The organism is Micromonospora sp. NPDC005324 (assembly GCF_040607155.1).
Taxonomy (GTDB): Bacteria; Actinomycetota; Actinomycetes; order Mycobacteriales; family Micromonosporaceae; genus Micromonospora; species Micromonospora trifolii.
In genome coordinates, this window is sequence record NZ_JBEXGE010000062.1 from 1 (window position 1) to 20,368 (window position 20,368).

The window sequence follows — 20,368 nt, forward strand, 5'->3', positions numbered from 1 at the left end:
CTGTTGGCCTTGCCGGCGAACGGGTTGCTCTCGCTGGCGGCCTGCGGCGTCCACGAGCCGCCCAGGCTGGTGGCCGTGAACGAGCGGAAGTAGCGGCCCTGCGAACCGATCGCCTCGACGATCATGAGGTACTTGTTCAGACCCTGGAGCTTGTAGACCTGAACGGCCTCGAACAGGTTGTTCGTGGTGTCGCTCATGATGGTCGTGTAGTTGGAGCCGAAGCTGCCGGGGAAGTTCCCGATCGGCATGCTGGCCCGGTAGATCTTGCCGTTGTCGCCGGCGAAGAACAGGTACATGTTCGTACCGTCGCCGATGACCGCCTGATCGATCGGACCGGTACCGGAACCGGTGATGCTTCCGCTGAACAGCGTCTGCGGCGACGACCATCCGTTCGGGTTGGTCGGATTGGTCGAGGTCCGGTAGGAGAACGCGGGCCCACCCCACTGGTAGGTGAGCACCCAGATGTTCTTCGGCGCGAAGTAGAACAGCGACGGGGCGACGGTCGCGTTGTTCATCGCGTTCTGGCTGGCCGAGGCCATCTGCGAGTAGTTGGTGAAGAGGCCGAAGTTCATCGAGCCCCACCGGGTGCCGTTGTCGTGGGTGGTGGCGTAGACCAGCTGCTGGCCGTTGTAGGGGGCGACGGTGAAGTCCTTGAGTGACACCCAGCCCGACCTCGGGTTCGCCAACACTCCGGTGGAGGACCACCGGTACGTCGAGGGAAGGTTGCACGTCGGCGGCGGGTCAGTCGGCGGCGGATCGGTCGGCGGCGGGTCAGTCGGCGGCGGGTCAGTCGGCGGCGGTGTCGTCGTGCCACCGGTGCAGGTGACACCGTTCAGGGCGAAGCTCGTCGGGTCGGGGTTGCTGCCCGTCCAGGACCCGTTGAACCCGAACGACACAGTGCCGTTGGTCGCGACCGCTCCGTTGTAGCTCACGTTCTTCGCCGTCACCGCCGAACCGCTCTGCGTCAGCGACGTGTTCCAGGCCTGCGTCACCGTCTGCCCGGCGCCGTACGACCAGGTCAGCGTCCAACTGCTCAGCGGATCACCCAGGTTCGTGATCGCCACGTTGGCGCCGAAGCCGCCCTGCCACTGCGACGAGACGGCGTAGTTCACCGAACAACCCTCAGCTGCGGCGCCAGCCGGCAGCGCCGCGACAAGTGTCGACGACACCAGTAGACCGACGCCGACCGCAACCAGACCGACATTGGTGGCTCTGGATCTGGTCATATAGCACCCTCCTCGCGGGACGGCGGCCTGGGCATTGGTGGTGGTCGCTGCTCGGTGACTGATTGTGAGCGTTAACAGGCCGCGTCAGGTATGGTACGGGAGCGCTCCCATGCACTCAACAACATCTATCCCTAGTTTTCGCCTACGTCGACTTTCCGGCGCGACCGGCCCGGCAGCGACCCTCCTCACACGACGGTGAGGGTGAGGACACCGAACTGGTTGCCCCGCTGCACGTAGTGCGGCAGGTAGAACTTCCACGTCACGGTCAGCTCGCGTCCGGCCCGCATCGAGGCCGGCACCTCGGCGACCATTTCGAACACGGCGCTGCCGCCGGCGGGGATCTGCGGGAGCGCGCGGCAGTTCAGCCGGTACAGCTGGGCCGAGTTCACCGCGTCGTTCGTCGCGTCGCCGAGAGAGAACAGTTCCATCAGGTAGCCCGGGCAGGGCTCGAGCGCGAGGGGGCCGTCGGTCGGGTTGCCCAGCGTCACCCGGAAGGTGATCCGCGACCCGGCGACGGCGGTCGGCGGCCCCTGGACAGCGACGGTGAGCTGGTCGAGCGGTGAGGACGGGGGCTTCGACACCGTGACCGGCTCGGTGAACCCGCTCGCGGACAGCGTGCCCCGCGCGCGGGGGTGGACCCCCTCCCCCTGCGGACAGCCCGGACGCTCGTCGGCGGTGACCGGTGCGCGCACCGTGCCGCCGTCGTGCGGCAGCTCGATCGCGAGCGCCAACGCCCCCTTCACCGGCTGGCAGAACGGCCCGGACCAGTCCAGGCGCAGGCTGGCGTGGCCGCCGGCCGGCACGGCGACCACCCGTGTGCGGCCCTCCTCGTTGATGCCGTGGGTGTAGAGCATCGGGATCTCACGGCCGCCGGCGAGCATGGTCGTGGGCACCTCGCCCTGCAGGGTGCACTCGGCAGTCGACGAGTTCCGCACGTCCACTTCGCCGATGAGCTTGCCGATGGCGGCGTCGAAGCCCCGGGGCGTCTCACCGCCGGTGCCGGGCCGCGTCCACGTGGTGAGCAGGCCGGTCAGCTGCTCCGCCCGGCACGGCTCGCTGCCGGCTGCCGGCTCTCTCGGCGCCGTAGGGCTGCCGTTGAGGTCCTCACCGGTGATCTTCAGGTCGGCCCAGGGCACGCTGCCGTCGGCGAGCAGCTCGGTGGGGGCCGGCTGCGCGACCGTCGGGTCCGAGCGACCCGGCTGGGCGTTCGGGTCGGCGCACGCCACCACCATGGTGAGGACGATCAGCAGTGGCACGAGTAGTCGACGCATGCCGTCACCCTCACACGAACGATCCGCACGAACCTGAGTAGCTGTGCTCAGCGCACGATCAGTCTCCGGTGGGCTGAGGGCCCTCGGCGATCGCGACGGGGGTGCCGAGCTCGACAGTACGGGAGACAGTGCACAACCGATCGTGCGACTGCTGCAACGAGCGGGGCAGCGCCGCACGGGCCGCGTCGCCCTCCGCGCCCTCCGGGAACGTCACGCTGAACTCGACCCGCAGGTTCCGCATCCGGTTTCCCCCGGCCTCGTCCCGGATCTTGTCACCGGTGACGGCGACGGCGAACTCGGTCGGCTCGGCACGACGGCTGGTGATGTGGTCCACGTCCACAGCGGTGCAGCCGCCGATGGCGGCCAGCAGCAACTCCACCGGCGTGAAACTGCCGTCCTCGCCCGTGCCCAACGACACCGACCCGCCACGGGAGTTTCGCACGACGTAGTTGCCCAGGCTGGTGCGCTCGATCGCCACCGAACGAAAGGTGTCCTCAGTCATGACAGAAAACTACCGGCATCGCCGATCAGACGTCGGCCTCGATGGCGAAGGTGTTCCCATCGGGGTCCTGAAACCAGGCGACGCGTCCACCGCCGGCCCGCGCGGTGACTCCCGGCGCCGAGGCGTCGAGCGCCTACTCGCCCGCCCAGACGTGCAGACGGTGCTCAACCTCACGATCCCTGCGGCGCACGCCGACATCTCGCTCAAGCGCGATCGACGCGGGCAAGAACGTGGGGAGACCGGCACGCTCGCCGTACCCGATCCAAACGACTTCGATGGTGAGGTCCGCCTCTTCACGCTCGTCGGCACCGCATGGCGCCTTCTCGAACCGCAGGCCGGTTACGTCGGGGGTTCCCGAGGCATCGGCCTGATCGACCTTGTCGGGGCCGACGGTCAGCGTCCGTTGCGCGCTGGCGGCGACGTCGCGCTGCACCTACTCGAAGCGATGACCGCCCTGCTTCAGTCGGCGGCCCAAGGCCAGCGGATCGAGCTGACGACGGTGGTGGAGCGGCCCGGACCAGGTCCGCTCACTCCGGCGGAGGACTGGAAGGCGCACGACGCACACGGACACTGAACGAGGGCCAGCCAGGACCCTTCCAGTATGAGGCGTAGGGCACTGTTCGCCTGACAGCTCATGTCCTCGCCCTTGCCGGCCAACTGGGACACCACCGCACGCGCACCGGATCCGCCAGTGCCTCCATGACTGGATGGCGATCAATTGTGCTGGGCGGCGGCGCCACTCTCTCCGTCTGGTTCTTTGCGAACCGTCGCTACCTCAAGAAGGTGGACCGCTAATTCCGGGGTGGCCCCTCGCACGAATGCGAGTGCCTGATCGACACCCGCGTCGGGAACCGGATAATAGCGATCTCCCGCAGCGGTGGCGATCCCGACCGTCATGCGATTGCCCCACTGCTGCAAGAGTGATTGCTGAAAAGTCCAGCCGATTACCGCGCGCGTTTGCAGGGCCACCGTGTTCCGGTTGACGGCCCCTCTGCGCACCACCAGGTAGGGCCCGGTCAGCGCGTGTCCAAGGGCCAGGTAGGCGGCCACGGCCAGCGCCAGGGTCAGCGGCAGCAGAGTGAACGGCAGCGGCCACACCCAGGCGGGCAGGGCGCCGCTGAGGACGAACAGCACCAGGATGCCGGCCATCAGTGCCGGGCCGTACGCGGCCAGGTAGAGCCGGCGCAGCAGCGCCCCCCGCGGATGCCGCAGGAGCGTCGCCTCCATCGGCCGATGGTCGTCCAGCAGCACCGCGGCGGCCAGTTCGCGGGCTTCGGACAGCTTGATCCGGGGCAGGATCCCGGTGGACTGCTCGCCGCTCTTCCGCAGGCCGGTGGTGAGCACCTTGGTCTCGGCCAGGCGCAGCCACCGCCAGATCAGGGGTTCCTTGAAGGACAGGCCGCGCAGCCGCTGGTCGTCGCGTTGCACTGTTTGGGTGTTGAGCAGGCCACGGCGGGTGACCAGTGCCGAGGCGGGCGGGGTGCCGACCCGCAGCAGAACGAAATTCCAGTTCTCCAGCAGGAAAGCGCCGGCCAAGCCGAGCACGCCGAACGGGAAGGCGACCGCGACGCAGAGCAGAACGCTGCGCACCGGGCCCAGTGCCTGCCATTCGAGCAGTCCGGCGGCGAAGTCGAGCAGATCGATGCCGAACGGACGCAGGAACCAGTACAGGCCGAAGATCGGGCCAGCCACTACGGCGGCGGCCCAGATGTTGACCACGTTCAACGGTAGCCATTGCCACCGCAGTCGGGCGATGACGACTTCCGGCTCCGGAGTCTCGTCGCGCGTCTGCTCCAGTTCGTCCGGGCTGACCAGCTCGTCCGGGCCGGCCGCGTGAGCCGGCTTGGCCGTCGTCCCCGGCCGTCGGCGGGCACTCGTCATCAGCTCGTCCTGCAGGAGCTCGGCGTCCCTGCTGTCCACCGCGTCGAGGTTGAACGACGAGTCCGACTCGCCGGAGCCGACGTGCACCACGCGGAGTCGGAACAGCCGGTGCCGGGCCTTGGCGGTTACGTCCACGCTGCGGATCCGGTCACGGGGGACCACCCGGCGCTTGCGCGCGACCCAGCCGCTGTTCAGCTCCACTTGGGTCGGCGTGATCCGGTACCGCGTGGTCACCCACCGCCGGAAGTCGAGCAGTGCGCTGAGGACGCCCAGTGCCGATCCCACCACCAGCGGCCAGACCGGTCCGTCGTCATTGAAGACGACCGTACCCAGATAACCGGGCACCAGGGCGATCAGTACCCGCAGCAGGTCCACGTAGACAACCCGGATGCTGAGCCGGCGCCACTCGACGGCGGCCTCGGCGTCCGGCGCGGTGCCGCCGATCCCGTCGGCCGGTTGCTCAATGGTCTGGTCCGTGTCGGCGAGGGCGCTCACGTGGCATCGCCCCGGGTCGCGGCGGTCACGTCCTTGAGGTGCTCGACGGTCTTCTCGGCGACCTCGACGTCGATGCCCTCGATCGTGATCTTACCTTCGGTGGACGCGGTGGTGACCTTGATGGTGGCCAGGCCGAGGGCCTGCTGGATAAGACCGATCTCGGTGTCGATGCTCTGAATCCGCGAGATCGGCACGATCTGCCACTTCTTGGTGAGCCAGCCTTCGAGGGCGTACACCGCGTCGTCGCCTGCCTCCCAACGGTGTACGTGGTACCGCCAGGTCGGCATGATCGCGATGTTCACCGCGTAGATGACACCACCGATGATCAGTAGCGGGCCGAGCCAGGGCCGGGTGACCTCGGCCCACCAGTAGATGGTGCCCAGGACGCCGAGCACACCGATGCCCCAGAACAGCGCCTGCAAGGTGCGCCAGAGGATGAATCGGCGGTCCAGACGGTGGCGTGGCGGCCGGATCCGTAGCTGGTCGACCACTGTCGCAGTCGATCGGGGAGGAGTCACTTCGGCCATCTCGTTATCGTGTCCCGCCAGCAACTGTCCCGCTGGCGGGACACGGTCTTCTGGAGAATGACTGGTCACGCCGCGACCTTCCGCCCCTCGGCCACCCTGGCAATGGTGATCCGGCGATGATGATGGCCGCATAGGCCTCGATCGTGTAGCCGTTCAAGAAGCTGATCTGCGACACGAACTGCCGGTTGAGATATCGAGAAAGACTATCGCATTGCCTTTCGCGCCAAACCTGACTTTGGTATCTATTTGCGGTCCGCACCATCAACCATCGGCTATCCCGTTCATAGTCCTGCCGCGGCGGACTTGAGATCCTGGGCCCGGTCGGTGTTCTCCCAAAGCAGGTCCGGCAGCTCACGGCCGAAGTGGCCGTAGGCGGCGGTCCGCTGGTAGCTCGGACGCAGCAGGTCAAGGTCGCGACCCGCGATGGCCTCGATGCCGGACCGGTCGTTGGCCGTCTCAAGCAGGGCCGCTCTCGGTGCGCCCGACAATCAGGACGTTCCAGCCCTGGTCGGCGAAGGAGTGCGCCGTCTGGCGGCCGATGCCGGAGCCACCACCGGTGATCACCGCGCCACGCGGCGAGGACTTCGTAGTCATGGCGTCACGCTAGGAAATCGTCCTCGAAACAGGTCGAGGTCGGTGTCATGCCGGCGGCAGTTCCACCGGCCGCGGCGCAGCCCGGCGGAGCGCAGTACGGTCTCCAGGTCGTCGATCCACTCGCTGTCGCTGCGGTCGTGCCCGGCCCACAGTGCCTCGTAGAACCGCCGCAGGGCCTGCTCACCATGGTGGCGCCGGACCGCGGCACAGATCCGCGCCGGCACCCACAGATATCCTTCCGGGTCGTCCTCGGGGTCGTCGTCGCGGCCCTCGTTGAGCACCGACAGACTCATCAGGTGCCAGCCGAGGCGCACCGGCCGCACCCGGGCCACCTCCTGTAACCAGCGAGCGGTGCGCCAGGCGTACGGGCACGAGGGATCGAACCACAGGTCTGCGGTCCAGGTGCTGGTCATGGCACTGTCGGTACGTGGGGCGCCGTCGGACGGCGCCTGGACATCGCGCTGGCGCTGATCCACCGGCCGCAGCTGCTGCCCCCAGCGAGCCCTCGACCGGCTTCGACCCGCAGAGCCGGGCCAACATCTGGGAGCACATCCGGCGGCTGCACGAGGTGTACACACCACGATCTTCTTCAGCACCCGCTACCTGAAGGAGGCCGACCAGCCGACCGTTTGAGTACGCCGTTCTCACAGCCGGGCCGCAGTGGTCGTCGGTCGAGGCCGAGGCGCGGGTACGGCTCGACAACGGCATAGCCAAGGTCAACAACGCCGACCGCCAGCGCATCGACTATCAGTGGAACGCGTGGTCCCGCGGTGCCAACCCGGCGATCGTTGACGCCGACTGGCACAAGGTGCGGGTCGTGCACCTGCCCGCCACCGCGGAGATCGCGGTGTATGTCGACGGAAACAAGGACCCGTGATGAGCGCGAAGGACACCACGTTCGGCGCCGGGCGGGTCGGCTTCGGCCCGTTCGACAACATCGGCCGCATGCGACACCTGACGGTGACCGGGACGCCGGCCTGAGGTGGTACGCGCTCAAGGGCATGAACCACCCTGGCACACCGGAGAGAGCGGTCGGTCGACCTGGAGGATCATGAGTACATCAGATGCAGCGTCATCCCAGCATCGGCGTGCGCCAGGTTGTGGCAGTGGTTGGCCCACACGCCCGGGTTGTCGGCCCGGAACGCCACCTCCCACACCTCCCCCGGACGGACGTCGAACGAGTCGAGCCACAACGGACTTCCGGCCGCCGGCTCTCCGTCGCGGGCCAGCACCAGGACGTGGTGGCCGTGCAGGTGCCACGGGTGCACGACCTGCGACCGGTTGACGATCGTGAACCGCACGACGTCGCCCAGGCGTACGACCTGCGGTGGGATGTCCGGGTCGGCCGCGCCGTTGACGGTGTGGGCGTACCGGGGTAGCAGTCTGCGCAGGTCAAGGCCGCGATCGAGGACGAGGGTGAACGTCCTGTCGAACCGGGACCAGGGCACCGGAGCGGTCGCGCCGTAGCCGAGCGGATCGAGCACCGGCCAGGCGCCGGTCACCGTCGACACCGGTCCGGTCGAGTAGACCGCCCGTCCATCGACGAACAGCGCCACCGGGGTCGCCGGCGCGTCGAAGACCAGGTCGTAGCGGCCCCCGGCCGGGATCAGCACGGCGGTGTCCACCAGCGGCGTCGGGCCCCGCAGGTCGACGCCGTCGACAGCGGCCACCCGGAACGCGGTCCCGGCCAGGACGTACCGGTGCGTCGTACTGTCGGTGTTGATCAGCCGCAACCGCACTGGCACGCCGGCCTCGGCCTGCTCCACCCTCGGCGCGGGGAACGGACGGCCCGCCAGGGTGTGCACCGGCACTGTGACGTCGAGGCCGGTCACCGGCCCCGGTCGCACCACCAGCACCCCGTACAGACCCATCCGCACGCCGACATCGGAGGCCGAGTGCGTGTGGTACCAGTACGTTCCGACCTGATCGGCGCGGAACCGGTAGACGAACTCCTGCCCGGGCCGCACCGCCGCCTGCGTCACCCCGGGTACCCCGTCCTGGTCGTTCGGCACGTCGTACCCGTGCCAGTGCAGTGTGAGGCCGCGCTCGATGTCCCGGTTGCGCAGCGTCACCTCCAGGACGTCGCCGACGGTGGCGGTCAACTCCGGTCCGGGGACCTGCTCGTTGAACGCCCAGGCCGCGACAATCCGGCCGCCCGCGTCCACAGTGGCGGTCCCGGCGGTCAGGGTGAATCGCCGGGTGGGTTCATCGGCGATTCGGGCCGCCGGAGGACCATGACCATGCGGTATGGCGGGCGCGGCACCCGGGGCGACGGTCAGCCCGGTTCCGGTCAGCAGCGCCGCGACCGCCACCACGAGGGCCACCCGGGACACCGTCCGGGACGGGCGCGCACCGAGCGCACGCCCCGAGATCACCGTCGCCGCCACGACCCCGGCGACCGCGAGCAGCCCCGCCCCGGCCGACGCCGGATAGCCGTGCAGGATGGTCACGAGCAGGGCGCTGCTCGTGGCGTACCCGGCGAAGAGCAGCGGGAGCGCGACGGCCCGGATGTCGCCCGGGGCCCACAGCAACCGCGGACCGGCGACGCCCACCGCCGCGAGCGACAGCGGGCCCGCGATCAAGATCTTCTCCGCGGCGAACCACCAGCCGGCGCGGGCGAGGGCGGTGATCGTGATCGCGCGGGCGAGCGTGGCGAGCAGCGCGACGGCCGCCAGTCCCAGCGCGAGCGGGCGGCGGCGGGCGGCGGACGCGGCGCCACCCCCCAGCCAGGCGGCGGTCGCGAGGACCGCGATCACGAGGTCGGCCACGAGCAGCGACCCGGTGGTCATGCCGGCTCTCCTTCCCGGGTGACCAGCCGAGCCGCGCCGGCGGGAACCGGGACGGCCAGCCTCCGCGCCGCCCGATGGACGCCGACCACGACGTGCACCGCGATGATTCCGTTGAGCGCGTGCAACCCACCGATGGTCAGGCCGAGCGGGGTGCTGACACCCGACGCGTCAGTGGACGCCTCGGCCAGCATGGCGATCAGCGGCTGGAGGAGGACGAGGCCGATCGGCAGGATCGCCAGTCCGATGAGCTTTCCCGGCGCCTTCGCCAGCGCGGCGAACAGGGCGGTGAGCACTGTGAGAATCGGGATGACCGCCATGCCGTTGACGCTGTGCAGCGCGTACGCGTCCTCGCCGGCGGGTCTGGTGAAGCCGCCCACGGCGGCGAGAACGAACTGCACGGCGAACGCGACGAGCAGCAGGGCGCTGACGATGACGAGAGCCTTGCGCATGGGTTACCTCCTAGAGGTGCGCCGAGGCGAGGGCCTGGGCGACGTGATCGGTGGCCGTGATCGCCCCGTACGCGACCAACCGCACGAGGTCGGCGTCCGCGGGGTGGGACAGCCGCCAGAGAGCGACGTCGCCCGGGCTGATCGCGCTGGGCGCGAACGCCGCCAGCAACGCGATCCGCGTTCCGATGCGGTCCGCGCCCGGCACGTCCCGGACCAGGTCGACGGCCCAGTCCGCGGGCCGGGCCGGGAACCGCCCGTCCTCCCAGCGCACGGTGGCCGTGACGGTCTGGCGCGCCACGTCGCCCAGCAGGTCTTCCCCACCCCGGGTGGCGGCGTTTCGCAACGACGCGTAGGCGACGCCCACCGGGCTGTCCCCCGCCCAGGCGGGAGGTGATGCCGTCGCGTCGGCGTCGAGGAGCGGGAGGCTTCGGCCGGGCTCCTTCGGCTCCCGGGCCGCCTTGGCGTAGAGCCGGCCTCCGACCGAGCGCACCAGTGGGGAGCGTTGCAGGCCGGCGGGGAGCAGATCGGGGTCGAGCAACGCGGAGACGACCCGGTTGACGAAGTGGAAGGCGAGCAGGGTGCCGGTGATCTCCGGGCCGTGCGGACTGGTCCAGTCGGTGGCTCTGGGGCTGCGGCTCGCCTGCGCCCAGCGGACGAGCTGGGCGTGCCTCGGCTCGGCGGGCGTCTCGCCCCGGGCGACGGCCTCGGCCAGCTTCGGTGCGCCCAGCGCGTGCAGCAGCAGCACGTGGGCGTCGACGCAGAACTGACAGCGGTTGGCCCGGGACACCGCGGCCGCGACGAGTTCGCGGTCGACCCGGGGCGCGTCCCCGGCGAGCAACGCCTCCCGCATCAGCGCCCAGGTTGCGGCCAGCACCTCCGGCACTGCCGAGAGCGCCTGGAAGGTCGGCAACGGCCCGAGGAAGTCGTCGCGCATCTGTTGGTAGACGGCCGCGGTTCGGCCGGTGGCCGCCCTCGTCGGCGCGGGGGTGAAGAAGCGGTATGTCATGGGCTCGATGCTTGTTCCGGCGGGCCGGGAAAACGTCGTGCCGCCGCAGACACTTGTCCCGCCGCTCATACCGCGTCCGTGGTACGCCGCAGGTACCACGCGCGCGGGATGCTCCACCGACGGCGGCCGTTCTACAGTGCGACCATGCGCCGCGACCTCCCGTACGCCCTCGGCGGTCTCGCCCTCGGCGTCCTCCTGCTCGGCAACGCCGTGCTCACCCCGGACGCCGCGACGGTCGAGGTGCTCGACGTCGCTCTGGTCCTGGCCACTGTCGTGGCCCTGGCGGCGTGCCGGCGCTACCCGGTGGTGGCGCTGGGCGTTGCCACCGTCGCCATGCTGGCCGTTCACGTCCGGGTGCACCCCGGGGTGTCCGCCGCGTTCCCCGTGCTCTGCGCTGTCTACGTCAGCGCCTGGCAGGGACACCGGTCGGCCGCCGCCGTGGCGAGCCTCGCCTTCCTCGGTAGCTTCCTGGCCCGCGACATCTCGATGGCGCCGGCCGGCCGACCAGGCCAGCTGGTCGCCGAGCGGACGGCCCTGCTGCTCGGCTGGTTCGTGGCGGCCAACGTCGCCGGGCTCGTCGCGCGGCAGCGCCGGGCGTACCTGGAGCAGGTCGAGCAGCGGGCGATCGAGGCCGAACGCACCCGCGAGGAGATGGCGTTGCGGCGCGCCGGGGAGGAGCGCCTGCGCATCGCCCGCGACCTGCACGACTCCCTGACCCACAGCATCTCGGTGATCAAGGTGCAGGCGGGGATCGCCGTGCACCTGGCCCGCAAACACGGCGAGGAGCCGTCGGCCACTCTGCTGGCGATCCAGGAGGCCAGCGGCGCCGCGATGCGGGAACTCCGCACGACCCTCGACGTCCTCCGCGCACCCACCGACGGCGATCGGGTCGGGTTGGCCCGGGTGGACGAGCTGGCCGAGCGCACCCGGGCGGTCGGCGTACCGGTGCAGGTGACAGTCACCGGCCAGCGCTGGGACCTGCCCGACGAGGTCGACCAGGCCGGGTTCCGGGTCATCCAGGAGGCGCTAACCAACGTCGCCCGCCACGCCGGCCCCGCGACCGCCCACATCGAGGTGGAGTACGCCCCGGCGGAGCTGACCGTCGCGGTCACCGACGACGGTCAGGCGTCGCCGGCCGAGCCGCTGACCCCGGGCGTGGGCCTGCGCGGCATGCGGGAGCGAGTCAGCGCGCTAGGCGGCACGCTGCGGACCGCCGCGCACGACGACCACGGGTTCACCGTACGGGCCACCTTCCCGCTGGACGGCCCGCGATGACCGTCGGCTGCCCGGAGGAGCCGCGATGATCCGGGTGCTGCTCGCCGACGACCAGGCCCTGATGCGAGCCGGCTTCCGGGCACTGCTCGACGCCGAGGACCACCTGGAGGTCATCGGCGAGGCGACCGACGGAACCTCGGCCGTGCACCTGTCGCGGTGTCTGCGCCCGGACGTCGTCCTGATGGACGTGCAGATGCCGGGCCTCGACGGCATCGAGGCCACCCGGCGTATCGCCGCTGATCCCGACCTCGCCGCGATCCGCGTTCTCATCCTGACCAACTACGGCCTCGACTCCTACGTGTTCGCCGCCCTCCGGGCGGGCGCCAGCGGCTTTCTCCTCAAGGACGCCGACCCCGCCGACCTGCTGCACGCCGTCACCGTCGTCGCGCGCGGTGACGCGCTGCTCGCGCCGACCGTCACCCGCACACTGATCAGTGAGTTCGTGGCGGGCCCACCGCCGGCCGTGCCGACGGCAGGACGCGACGTGCTGACCGCCCGGGAGCAGGAGATCGTCGAGTTGGTTGCCCGCGGGCTGACCAACGACGAGATCGCCGCGCGCATGGTGATCAGTCCGCTGACCGCCAAGACACACGTCAACCGGGCGATGACGAAGCTGCACTGCCGCGACCGGGCCCAGTTGGTCGTGTGGGCGTACGAGTCGGGGCTGATCACGCCGCGTCGGCGGTGATCGCGGTCCGCGAGAGCGGAGTCGATCACCCCCCTTGGGAACATGAGGGCGGGTCGACGCACTAGCATTGCCGCCGTCCGCGACGGCTCTGCTGAATCGAGGCGACATGCGTTGGCTCCGTCGATTGCTGGGCGGTAGGCGAGTCCAGCTCGACCCGGGACGCCAGCAGGCGCTGCTGCACGACGTCCAGTCCCGGTACGGTCCCCACGCGCGGATCCGGTTCAACGAGCAGGTCGAGGCGCTCACCGGTTCGCTCGACAGTGACGACGGCCTGGTGGTGGCGACCCGGATCGTGAGTCAGGTCGCCGATGAGGCCCACGTGGACCTTCAGGCGCAGGCCCAGGAGATCCACCGACGGACGGGCCGGCGACTGCTGGTGCACCGCCGTAACTACCGGCCGCTGTGGAAGGAGGCGGGCCCGGCCCTGCGCTGGCCGCTGTTCGCGTTGCCGTGCGGCTTCCACCCGTACGCGCAGGTGGCCGCCGCCGTCACTGTGGTCGGCAACCGGGCGCCCCGGCTCGACCGGGTGACCGACCCGAACCCGCTGGTGACCCGTGTGTTCGAGGTGCTCGACCTGACCACCTCCGGCTGGGAGTACGGCCGGGTGCGGGTGGACGCCGACGCCGCCACCCTGGCTGATCGACTGATCGTCAGTGCCGGGCAGGTCCTCGCGGCCATGGACGATCCACCGCGACTGCCGCCCGCGGTCCGGGAGCTGATGCGGCGCAACAACACCGTCGCTGTGCACGATCCGGCCGGCCCACGGGCGGTTGGCGGGATCAACCTGGGCGCGCGGATGCGGGAGGCGTTCCTGGTCTGAGCGCCCTCGGGCACTACTGCTCGGGGCGTCGACGCGCGAGATGCACGATGACGTCGGCGGAAAGCTCGACCCGCTCGGGCAGGATCCGCTCGATCCGACTGAAGAATTTCTCCTGTTTCGAGGTCGGCAGCTCGAGATACGCCGAGATCGTCGACAGATGCCCGATGTAGTCGCGCGCACTCATCGTCAGCCGACGCTCGATGACGGTCTGCTGCACATCGGTGAACCAGACGGACCGTTGGAGTTCCGTGCCGGGCCACTGCATGGCCTGCCCCGGGGGCGTGCCGGGAGAGGGAATCTCGTCGCTCTCCAGGAAGGGTGCCCGGGCGGCGCGGACAACGTCGGCCAGCGCCGGGTCAACCAGCTGGGTCGGCCCACCGAACGAGGCGAACACGCCGCCGGGTTCCAGCAGCGTGGCCACCCGTGACCATCGCCCCTCCGGTTGTGTCCAGTGCAGAGCCGCCGCCGCGTAGGCCAGGTGGTACCTGGCGCCCGGCCGCAGGTCCTCGAACGCGGCCCGCACGGTCTCGACGCCTGCTGGCACGTGCTTACGCAGCTCGGCGAGCATGGCCCCGTCCGGCTCGGTCGCTGTGACAGTGACGCCCGCTCCGGCGAACAGCCGGGTCGCCTTGCCGGTTCCGGCGCCGATCTCCAGGGCAGTTCGAATGGGCTGGCCCGCGTACGTCAGCACCAGGTCGACAAGCTCGGCGGGGTACCCCGGTCGGTACCGTTCGTACTGTTCCGCCACCATCCCGAAGCTCAGTGCGCGAGCAGGCATGCCGCCAATCCTGTCACCACTCGCGTCGGTGATGCCCCATGCGAGCGCATCCGCTGACGAGTAGATCCTGACTCTGGGGCTTACGGCTGCGCTGATCGCCTACACCGCTGAACTCGAGCATGCGCGTTGGCTGGCACGGCACGTCGATGTAGGCGACCGACGTGACCGGGCCCGTCCCAACTGGAACAGGCCCGGTCACGCTCCCCCGAGCAGGATTCGTTGCCGTCAGCCCCCGATCGCGATGGCGAAGATGTGCATGGTCGGCACGTTCGTGGCGGGCCGGGCGCTGATGTTGGGCAACACGACCGAGGCCACCGCCTTGCTCTGCAACGCGACACCCACGTAGTAGACGCAGGCGGCGGTGGCCTGGCGGACGTTGTTGGGCCGGTTCTGGTACGCGGACACGATGGCCGCGGTGCCCCCGGAGTGCGGCCCGCCGTACCAGTCGGGCGTGCTCAACGTGAACGTCTGGCGGGTGCCGTCGGCGTACACCACGGTGCCGGTCCCCGACACCGCGCCGTAGGTGCCGGTCAGCAGGAAGCCGAGCGTGCTGCCGGTGCCGGTCACACCGATCGTCTGGCCCGAGGCGATGGCGTTGTCGGCGGCCCCGGAGCTGACGTTGGGCCAGCGGAAGGTGACCCCGTTGCGGCTCACCGGGCCGCCCGGACTCGCACCGGCCTGCGCCAGGGCCTGCGCGGAGAGCGAGGCCCCGCCGCCGTCGAAGTTGCCGACGTTGGTGTTGCTGTCGCTGGTGATGCCGACGTTGCTGAAGCTCTGCTCCAGCGTCGGTGTGGTGGCGCCGGAACTGGTGACCCGGTAGGTGCGTCCGGCCTGCACTGTGACGTCGATCAGGTCGGACTCGATCCGGGTGGTCCGGGCCGCCGTACCGTCGGCGGTGTCGACCACAGTGACGGTGCCGGTCAGGATCCGGGAACGCAGGCGGACGGTGCCGGCCCGGTCCGGTCGGATGAGGATCTCGGTGGCCGCACCGCTCGCCCAGGTGATGCCGACCGTGTGCCCGCCCCGACCGCGCAGGCCGGTCACGCGCCCGCCCGGCCAGGCCGGCGGCAGGGCGGGCAGGACGTGCAGCTCGCCGGTGTGGCTCTGCAACAGCATCTCGGCGATGCCGGCGGTGGCGCCGAAGTTGCCGTCGATCTGGAACGGCGGGTGCAGGTCGAACATGTTGGGCGCGAGTCGCGCGGTGGTGGCGAGGTAGCGGATCAGGTCGTGGGCCCGCTTGCCCTCCTCCATCCGAGCCCAGAAGTTGATTTTCCAGGCCAGTGACCAGCCCGTGCCGTCGTCCCCGCGCAGCGCCAGGGTCCGCCGGGCGGCCTCGAACAGCTGCGGGGTGCCGCGCTTGGTGATCTGGTTGCTGGGTGCCAGCCCGTACAGGTGCGAGATGTGCCGGTGGTTGGGCTCGGTCTCCACCCAGTCGTAGAGCCACTCCATGACGTTGCCGCGCGAGCCGATCTTCATGGGTGGGAGCCGGTCCCGGGTTGCGCGAACCTGCGCCCGGAAGGTGCTGTCCACGTCGAGGATCTCGCTGGCCCGGGCGCACGCGTCGAACAGGTCCCGCAGGATCTGATTGTCCATTGTGGGGCCGGCGCACACGCTGGCGTTCGAGTGGTGGCTGAGCTCCGGCGAGTTCGACGGGTTGGTCACCAGGTAACCGAGGGTCGGCTCGGTCACCAGGGTGTTGAGGAAGAACTGCGCCGCGCCCTTCATGGCCGGGTAGTTCGTCCGCAGGAACTCGATGTCGCCGTTGAACAGGTAGTGGTCCCAGATCAACGTGGACAGCCAGGCGCCGCCGGTCTGCCACATGCCCCAGAACGCGCCGTCCACCACCGCTGTGGCCCGCCACGCGTCGGTGTTGTGATGGGTGACCCAGCCACCGGCCCCGTACTGCACCTGGGCGGTCCGCGCTCCGGCCACGGCGAGATCTCTGACCATGTCGAAGACCGGGCCGTGGCACTCGGCCAGGTTGGTGGTGTTGGCCGGCCAGTAGTTCATCGGCAGGTTGGCGTTGATCGTGTACTTCGAGTCCCACGCCGGGGCCAGCGAGTCGTTCCAGATGCCCTGGAGGTTGGCCGGCTGCGTGCCGGGCCGCGACGACGAGATCAGCAGGTAGCGGCCGTACTGGAACAGCAGCGTGGAGAACTGCGGGTCGTTGACGCTGTTGTGTTGGGCGATCCGGACATCCGTCGTCTGGTCGGCCGCGGACGTGCGGCCCAGGTCGAGAGTGACCCGGCCGAACAGCGCCTGGTAGTCGGCCACGTGCCGGCTGCGCAGCTGGTCGTAGCTGCTGGCCCGCGCGGCGGTGAGGCGCTGGCGGGCAATGCCCTGGTAGTCGCCGCCGACGTTGCGGTAGGTGACGTAGCTGGAGCCGATGGAGATCAGCAGGGTCACGCTGTTGGCGTTGGTCACCCGCAGGGTGCCGCCGGAGCTGGACACGCTACCGCCGCTGACTGTCGCGTTGGCCAGTGCCAGGAAACGGACCGCGCCGGTGACACCCTCCATGTTCCCGGAGACGCCGTCGAGGCCGATCGTGGTGCCGTCCGGGCTGGACACCGTGGTGCGCTGCGGGCTGTCGAACGTGGCGGTGAAGCTGATCGAGCCGGTCCGGTCGGCGGTCAGTCGTATCGCGATGACCTGGTCGGGCGCGCTGGCGAACACCTCCCGCTGGTGACGAACGCCGTTCAGCACGTACGACGTCGTGACGGTGGCGGTGGTGAGGTCGAGCGTGCGGTCGTACTGTGACGCCCCACTGGCGGAACCGAAGGCGAGCCGGAGGTTGCCGACGGTCTGGTAGGCGAGCTGGCCGCCGGGGTTGCCCATCATGGTCTGGTTGATCAGATCCTGGGCCTGGGTCCACTGGCTCGCGTTGACCAGCCGCCGGATCTCCGCGAGCGCTCCCGCGCCTCTGGGGTTGCTGGGGTCGTGCGGCCCACCGGCCCAGACGGTGTCCTCATTGAGCTGAAGTCGCTCGGTGTCGACGTTGCCGAAGACCATGGCGCCGAGGCGGCCGTTACCGATCGGCAGCGCCCGCAGCCAGTCCGTCCCGGCCCCTTCGTCGTACCAGAGGGCGAGGTCCCCGGCGGCCAACACCTGCGGCGGCGCCGCCGAGTCCGCTCGTGCCACGGCGGTCCAGGGCACCGGCAGGAGAGCACCGCCCGCGCCGGCCGCGCCGACCTTGAGGGCCTGCCGTCGGGTCAGGTCTGACATCGATCCTCCAAACGGTGACCAGTCCGGCCACCCCGAAGCGTGACAACTATGGGACTCGACATGGGGATCCGCTTGGTGGGGCCAACCGGGACCCTGCCTGAGCAGGCCGACGCCGGGCCTTGGCGCGCCAGACATCTGATGTGTTTCGGGAAGGTTACTCCGGAGCCACAGAATAGGCAACGGTCGATTGATGGGGGAACGCTGTGCCCCCATGCCCGGTCAGCAAGACGCAGAGGCCGGTGAGCAGCGGCGCTCCGACGCGGCACAGCCCGACGATCCGCCAGAATCACGTCGACGACTGCCAACCCGGACGGCCATACATCAGATGTACGGGTGGCGGCGCCGAGTCAACTGCGCACCACCCCCGAATGCACCCCGTTCGGCATTCCGGCGGAGATCGGCGACCAGGTCCGCTGTCGCGACCACTGAGCAGCGGCTCCCGTACGCAATCGGGTTGTTCTCTGCCGGCGCACGAGTGACCATGGGCGGCATGGCGGGAGCTCGGGGGTGAGGTCGCCTCTTCAGGGTGGACTGCCGCCCGGCGGCGCGGTGGTGGTCGGGGCCGTCGTGGAGATCGCCTGCGACGAGTCCGGATTCTCGGGTACGAACCTGTTGCACTCGACCGCCCCGGTGATCACGCACGCGAGCGTCGACCTGGCCGTCGACGAGGCGGTCGCGCTCATCACCGCCCTGCGGTCCGGGTTCCGGTTCGCACCGCACGAGCTCAAGTCCGGCCGGTTCCTGCGCGGCTCCGGTGCACAAGAGGCACTGGAGTGGTTCCTGGCGGCGCTGGCCGGCCGCGCGCACGTCCACCTCATCGACAAGGAGTTCTTCCTCGTCAACCGGATCGTGGACTTCCTGCTGACCGAGCCGTCGTACGCGGCGGGCACCCGCCTGGCCCGCGAGCACCACTCGGCGGCCCTCGCCCTGCACGAGGCCGGGCGCTCGGCCGGCGGCGACTGGGGCGCCTTCCTGTCGGCGTTCGTCGACCTGGTCCGGATGAAGCGGCGGCTTCCGGTCGAGCAGACCGTGCAGCGGTTCTTCCAGGCCCGGGACGCGCTGCGGCGACACGGCGTCGGCACGGTGGCCGACGCCGTCCTCGACGGGCTCAGCCCGAGCCACGTGCGCGCCGTGGTGGCCAGGCTCGACGTCGACGACCGCACGGTCCCTCCGCCGCTGGAACCGCTGCTACCGGCGCTGGCGGAGACGGTCCTGTCCTGGAGCGGCGGCCAGCGGCAGGTGCTGGTGACCCACGACGAGCAGAGCGCCCTGACCGCCGACCGACTGACCCGCCTCCAGCGGGTGTTGGCCGTCGACGGCCACCCACCGTCGACCGGCGTCGACCGGGCCGGGGCGTTGCCGAACGGGGTGTCACCCCTGGCGGGGCTGGTGATGGTCGACTCCCGCGACGATCCGCGTGTGCAGGTCGCGGATCTCCTCGCCGGAGTGGCCCGGCGGATGCCCGGCATCATCGACGACGCGCTCCGTCAGCCGCCGCCTGCTCCCGCAGTGTGACGGGCAGCCGGGTCACGATCGGCACGGGCTCGGAGGACTTGCGTGGTCGCCGAGTCGGCGGGAAAGAACGCCTCGACGGCCAGCCCGGCGACTGTGACATCCCGGGGCGTGCCGAAGAGGGTCGTGGTGCTGACGAATGACAGCTCCTGGTCACCGTGCCGGTATCGCAGCGGGACGAGAACACGGGAGAGGGCATCGCCGACCGGTGTCGTGTCGACGTCGCCACCGGGATAGCCGCGAAGCTCCTCGTGCAGGTCGTACAGGATCGGGTCGTTTGTCGACGCCGCCTGCTGGTGCAGCCGTTTCAGCAGGTGGGCACGCCACTCGGGCAGGTTGACGATGCGCGGCGCCAGACCGTCCGGGTGCAGGCTGAGGCGCAGCACGTTGATCGGTGGGGTGAGCAGATGCGGCTGCGCGTCCATGGTGAACAGGGCGACGGCAGGGTTGGCGTCGACAAGGTGCCATTGCTGGTCCACGAGCAGCGCGGGGTACGGGCGGTGACCGTCGAGGATCTGCCGTACGGCGGCACGTACCGGTGCCAGCTCGGGGTCGCTCAGCTCGTGGCGCGGGTAGGCCGGAGCGTAGCCGCCGGCCAGCAGCATCGTGTTGCGCTCGGCCAGCGGCATCTCCAGGTGTTCGGCCAGCCGCAGGATGAGGTCGGGGCTCGGCCGGGATCGCCCGGTCTCGACGAAGCTCAGATGCCGGGTCGACACTCCCGCCTCGATCGACAGGTCGAGCTGGCTCATGCCGCGAGTTCGGCGCCAGTCACGCAGCAGCTCCCCCACTGGTCGCCCGGGTCGGGTCGAGATCATCACTCACCGACCCTAGTTCCGCGCCGGCACCCGGGCCATTACCTGCGAGGTAATCGACAGCCCACCAGGACAGCGGAGATAGTGCGTCCGGCACGACCGATCCGGTGCCACGACCCGGGCAGAAGACCAGACGCAAAGGACAGGCAGTCATGACCGCGTACGCAATCGCACACCTCCGCAAGGCACCCGTGCACGCCGAGGTGCTGACCTACCTGGAGCGAATCGATGCCACCCTCGCGCCCTTCGCGGGCCGGTTCGTCGTCCACGGCGGCGCCGTCGACGTCCTGGAGGGCGACTGGCCGGGCGACGTGGTCGTCATCGAGTTTCCCGACCTGACCCAGGCCCGCTCCTGGTACCAGTCCAGCGACTATCAGGAGATCAAGCCCTTGCGGACGAGGCACCTCACCGGCGAGGTGATTCTCGTCGACGGAGTCGAGCCCGGCCACGACTCGTCGCGGATGGCCGCGGCCCACCCCGACGCCACCCAAACGAAAAGCCCCCCCACCCAAGGCAGCCGG

Annotated in this window: 18 protein-coding genes and 2 pseudogenes; 6 read left to right on the plus strand and 14 right to left on the minus strand. The window is 70.1% G+C overall.

What is annotated here, in order from left to right:
• The 3 genes from ABZS40_RS34400 to ABZS40_RS34410 form a co-directional block, all read right to left on the minus strand.
• On the minus strand, positions 1–1,226 hold a 1,226-nt coding region (locus ABZS40_RS34400; RefSeq protein ID WP_354948597.1), incomplete at its 3' end, for a non-reducing end alpha-L-arabinofuranosidase family hydrolase.
• Positions 1,227–1,411: 185 nt separating this feature from the next.
• Positions 1,412–2,497 (minus strand): hypothetical protein, encoded by a 1,086-nt coding sequence (locus ABZS40_RS34405; RefSeq protein ID WP_354948599.1) that lies wholly within the window; start codon positions 2,495–2,497, stop codon positions 1,412–1,414.
• A gap of 58 nt (positions 2,498–2,555) precedes the next feature.
• Complete coding sequence (locus ABZS40_RS34410) at positions 2,556–2,999, minus strand: OsmC family protein (RefSeq protein WP_354948601.1); 444 nt, start codon at positions 2,997–2,999, stop codon at positions 2,556–2,558.
• Between ABZS40_RS34410 and ABZS40_RS34415 the strand changes: the two genes are divergently transcribed.
• The gene (locus tag ABZS40_RS34415) at positions 2,998–3,573 is read left to right on the plus strand and encodes a hypothetical protein (protein WP_354948603.1); all 576 of its coding nucleotides are present in this window, start codon (positions 2,998–3,000) and stop codon (positions 3,571–3,573) included. The two genes, ABZS40_RS34410 and ABZS40_RS34415, sit on opposite strands and share 2 nt — an antisense overlap.
• A 140-nt stretch (positions 3,574–3,713) precedes the next feature.
• On the opposite strand, the gene ABZS40_RS34420 is transcribed toward ABZS40_RS34415, so the two are convergent.
• From ABZS40_RS34420 to ABZS40_RS34455, 8 genes and pseudogenes are all read right to left on the minus strand, one after another.
• Entirely contained in the window at positions 3,714–5,375 is a 1,662-nt protein-coding gene (locus tag ABZS40_RS34420; protein WP_354948604.1) for a PH domain-containing protein, read from the minus strand.
• Positions 5,372–5,902 (minus strand): PH domain-containing protein, encoded by a 531-nt coding sequence (locus ABZS40_RS34425; RefSeq protein ID WP_354948606.1) that lies wholly within the window; start codon positions 5,900–5,902, stop codon positions 5,372–5,374. The genes ABZS40_RS34420 and ABZS40_RS34425 overlap by 4 nt, the downstream gene beginning before the upstream one ends.
• A 281-nt stretch (positions 5,903–6,183) precedes the next feature.
• A pseudogene (locus tag ABZS40_RS34430) lies at positions 6,184–6,318 on the minus strand (methionine adenosyltransferase); the annotation flags it as partial.
• Between the two features lie 40 nt (positions 6,319–6,358).
• Complete coding sequence (locus tag ABZS40_RS34435; RefSeq protein ID WP_354948608.1) at positions 6,359–6,496, minus strand: SDR family NAD(P)-dependent oxidoreductase; 138 nt, start codon at positions 6,494–6,496, stop codon at positions 6,359–6,361.
• A 152-nt stretch (positions 6,497–6,648) separates the two neighbouring features.
• Positions 6,649–6,909: pseudogene (locus ABZS40_RS34440) on the minus strand (DsbA family protein); the annotation flags it as partial.
• A gap of 636 nt (positions 6,910–7,545) precedes the next feature.
• Positions 7,546–9,285 (minus strand): multicopper oxidase family protein, encoded by a 1,740-nt coding sequence (locus ABZS40_RS34445; RefSeq protein ID WP_354948610.1) that lies wholly within the window; start codon positions 9,283–9,285, stop codon positions 7,546–7,548.
• Positions 9,282–9,734, minus strand: a complete 453-nt coding sequence (locus ABZS40_RS34450; RefSeq protein ID WP_354948612.1) for a DUF6220 domain-containing protein — start codon at positions 9,732–9,734, stop codon at positions 9,282–9,284. The genes ABZS40_RS34445 and ABZS40_RS34450 overlap by 4 nt, the downstream gene beginning before the upstream one ends.
• 10 nt (positions 9,735–9,744) lie before the next feature.
• Entirely contained in the window at positions 9,745–10,740 is a 996-nt protein-coding gene (locus ABZS40_RS34455; RefSeq protein ID WP_354948613.1) for a carboxymuconolactone decarboxylase family protein, read from the minus strand.
• A gap of 144 nt (positions 10,741–10,884) precedes the next feature.
• Between ABZS40_RS34455 and ABZS40_RS34460 the strand changes: the two genes are divergently transcribed.
• The 3 genes from ABZS40_RS34460 (at position 10,885) to ABZS40_RS34470 (ending at position 13,523) form a co-directional block, all read left to right on the plus strand.
• Positions 10,885–12,015, plus strand: a complete 1,131-nt coding sequence (locus ABZS40_RS34460) for a sensor histidine kinase (RefSeq protein WP_354948615.1) — start codon at positions 10,885–10,887, stop codon at positions 12,013–12,015.
• Between the two features lie 25 nt (positions 12,016–12,040).
• Positions 12,041–12,703: a response regulator transcription factor gene (locus ABZS40_RS34465; RefSeq protein WP_354948617.1), complete on the plus strand. Its 663-nt coding sequence runs from the start codon at positions 12,041–12,043 to the stop codon at positions 12,701–12,703.
• 106 nt (positions 12,704–12,809) lie between these two features.
• Positions 12,810–13,523 carry a hypothetical protein gene (locus tag ABZS40_RS34470; protein WP_354948619.1) on the plus strand — a complete coding sequence of 238 codons (714 nt, stop codon included), beginning with the start codon at positions 12,810–12,812 and terminating at the stop codon, positions 13,521–13,523.
• 13 nt (positions 13,524–13,536) lie between these two features.
• On the opposite strand, the gene ABZS40_RS34475 is transcribed toward ABZS40_RS34470, so the two are convergent.
• Both ABZS40_RS34475 and ABZS40_RS34480 read right to left on the minus strand, forming a co-directional pair.
• Positions 13,537–14,301 carry a methyltransferase domain-containing protein gene (locus tag ABZS40_RS34475; RefSeq protein WP_354948621.1) on the minus strand — a complete coding sequence of 255 codons (765 nt, stop codon included), beginning with the start codon at positions 14,299–14,301 and terminating at the stop codon, positions 13,537–13,539.
• 225 nt (positions 14,302–14,526) lie between these two features.
• The gene (locus tag ABZS40_RS34480) at positions 14,527–17,523 is read right to left on the minus strand and encodes a glycoside hydrolase family 95 protein (RefSeq protein ID WP_354948622.1); all 2,997 of its coding nucleotides are present in this window, start codon (positions 17,521–17,523) and stop codon (positions 14,527–14,529) included.
• A 507-nt stretch (positions 17,524–18,030) separates the two neighbouring features.
• Here ABZS40_RS34480 and ABZS40_RS34485 point away from each other — a divergent pair.
• A complete protein-coding gene (locus ABZS40_RS34485; protein ID WP_354948624.1) occupies positions 18,031–19,038 on the plus strand; it encodes a hypothetical protein in 1,008 nt (335 codons plus the stop codon).
• Here the strand turns inward: ABZS40_RS34485 and ABZS40_RS34490 are convergent.
• Positions 19,011–19,850: a helix-turn-helix transcriptional regulator gene (locus ABZS40_RS34490; RefSeq protein WP_354948626.1), complete on the minus strand. Its 840-nt coding sequence runs from the start codon at positions 19,848–19,850 to the stop codon at positions 19,011–19,013. The two genes, ABZS40_RS34485 and ABZS40_RS34490, sit on opposite strands and share 28 nt — an antisense overlap.
• Before the next feature lie 149 nt (positions 19,851–19,999).
• Here ABZS40_RS34490 and ABZS40_RS34495 point away from each other — a divergent pair.
• Positions 20,000–20,368, plus strand: a 369-nt coding sequence (locus ABZS40_RS34495; protein ID WP_354948628.1) for a DUF1330 domain-containing protein, incomplete at its 3' end; no start/stop codon positions are given.

Bases quoted from the DNA above. Each gene is read 5' to 3' on its own strand.
- ABZS40_RS34405 (WP_354948599.1), bottom strand. From the start codon at position 2,497: ATGCGTCGACTACTCGTGCCACTGCTGATCGTCCTCACCATGGTGGTG.
- ABZS40_RS34415 (WP_354948603.1), top strand. From the start codon at position 2,998: ATGACAGAAAACTACCGGCATCGCCGATCAGACGTCGGCCTCGATGGC.
- ABZS40_RS34410 (WP_354948601.1), bottom strand. From the start codon at position 2,999: ATGACTGAGGACACCTTTCGTTCGGTGGCGATCGAGCGCACCAGCCTG.
- ABZS40_RS34425 (WP_354948606.1), bottom strand. From the start codon at position 5,902: ATGGCCGAAGTGACTCCTCCCCGATCGACTGCGACAGTGGTCGACCAG.
- ABZS40_RS34435 (WP_354948608.1), bottom strand. From the start codon at position 6,496: ATGACTACGAAGTCCTCGCCGCGTGGCGCGGTGATCACCGGTGGTGGC.
- ABZS40_RS34445 (WP_354948610.1), bottom strand. From the start codon at position 9,285: ATGACCACCGGGTCGCTGCTCGTGGCCGACCTCGTGATCGCGGTCCTC.
- ABZS40_RS34450 (WP_354948612.1), bottom strand. From the start codon at position 9,734: ATGCGCAAGGCTCTCGTCATCGTCAGCGCCCTGCTGCTCGTCGCGTTC.
- ABZS40_RS34455 (WP_354948613.1), bottom strand. From the start codon at position 10,740: ATGACATACCGCTTCTTCACCCCCGCGCCGACGAGGGCGGCCACCGGC.
- ABZS40_RS34460 (WP_354948615.1), top strand. From the start codon at position 10,885: ATGCGCCGCGACCTCCCGTACGCCCTCGGCGGTCTCGCCCTCGGCGTC.
- ABZS40_RS34465 (WP_354948617.1), top strand. From the start codon at position 12,041: ATGATCCGGGTGCTGCTCGCCGACGACCAGGCCCTGATGCGAGCCGGC.
- ABZS40_RS34470 (WP_354948619.1), top strand. From the start codon at position 12,810: ATGCGTTGGCTCCGTCGATTGCTGGGCGGTAGGCGAGTCCAGCTCGAC.
- ABZS40_RS34475 (WP_354948621.1), bottom strand. From the start codon at position 14,301: ATGCCTGCTCGCGCACTGAGCTTCGGGATGGTGGCGGAACAGTACGAA.
- ABZS40_RS34480 (WP_354948622.1), bottom strand. From the start codon at position 17,523: ATGTCAGACCTGACCCGACGGCAGGCCCTCAAGGTCGGCGCGGCCGGC.
- ABZS40_RS34490 (WP_354948626.1), bottom strand. From the start codon at position 19,850: ATGATCTCGACCCGACCCGGGCGACCAGTGGGGGAGCTGCTGCGTGAC.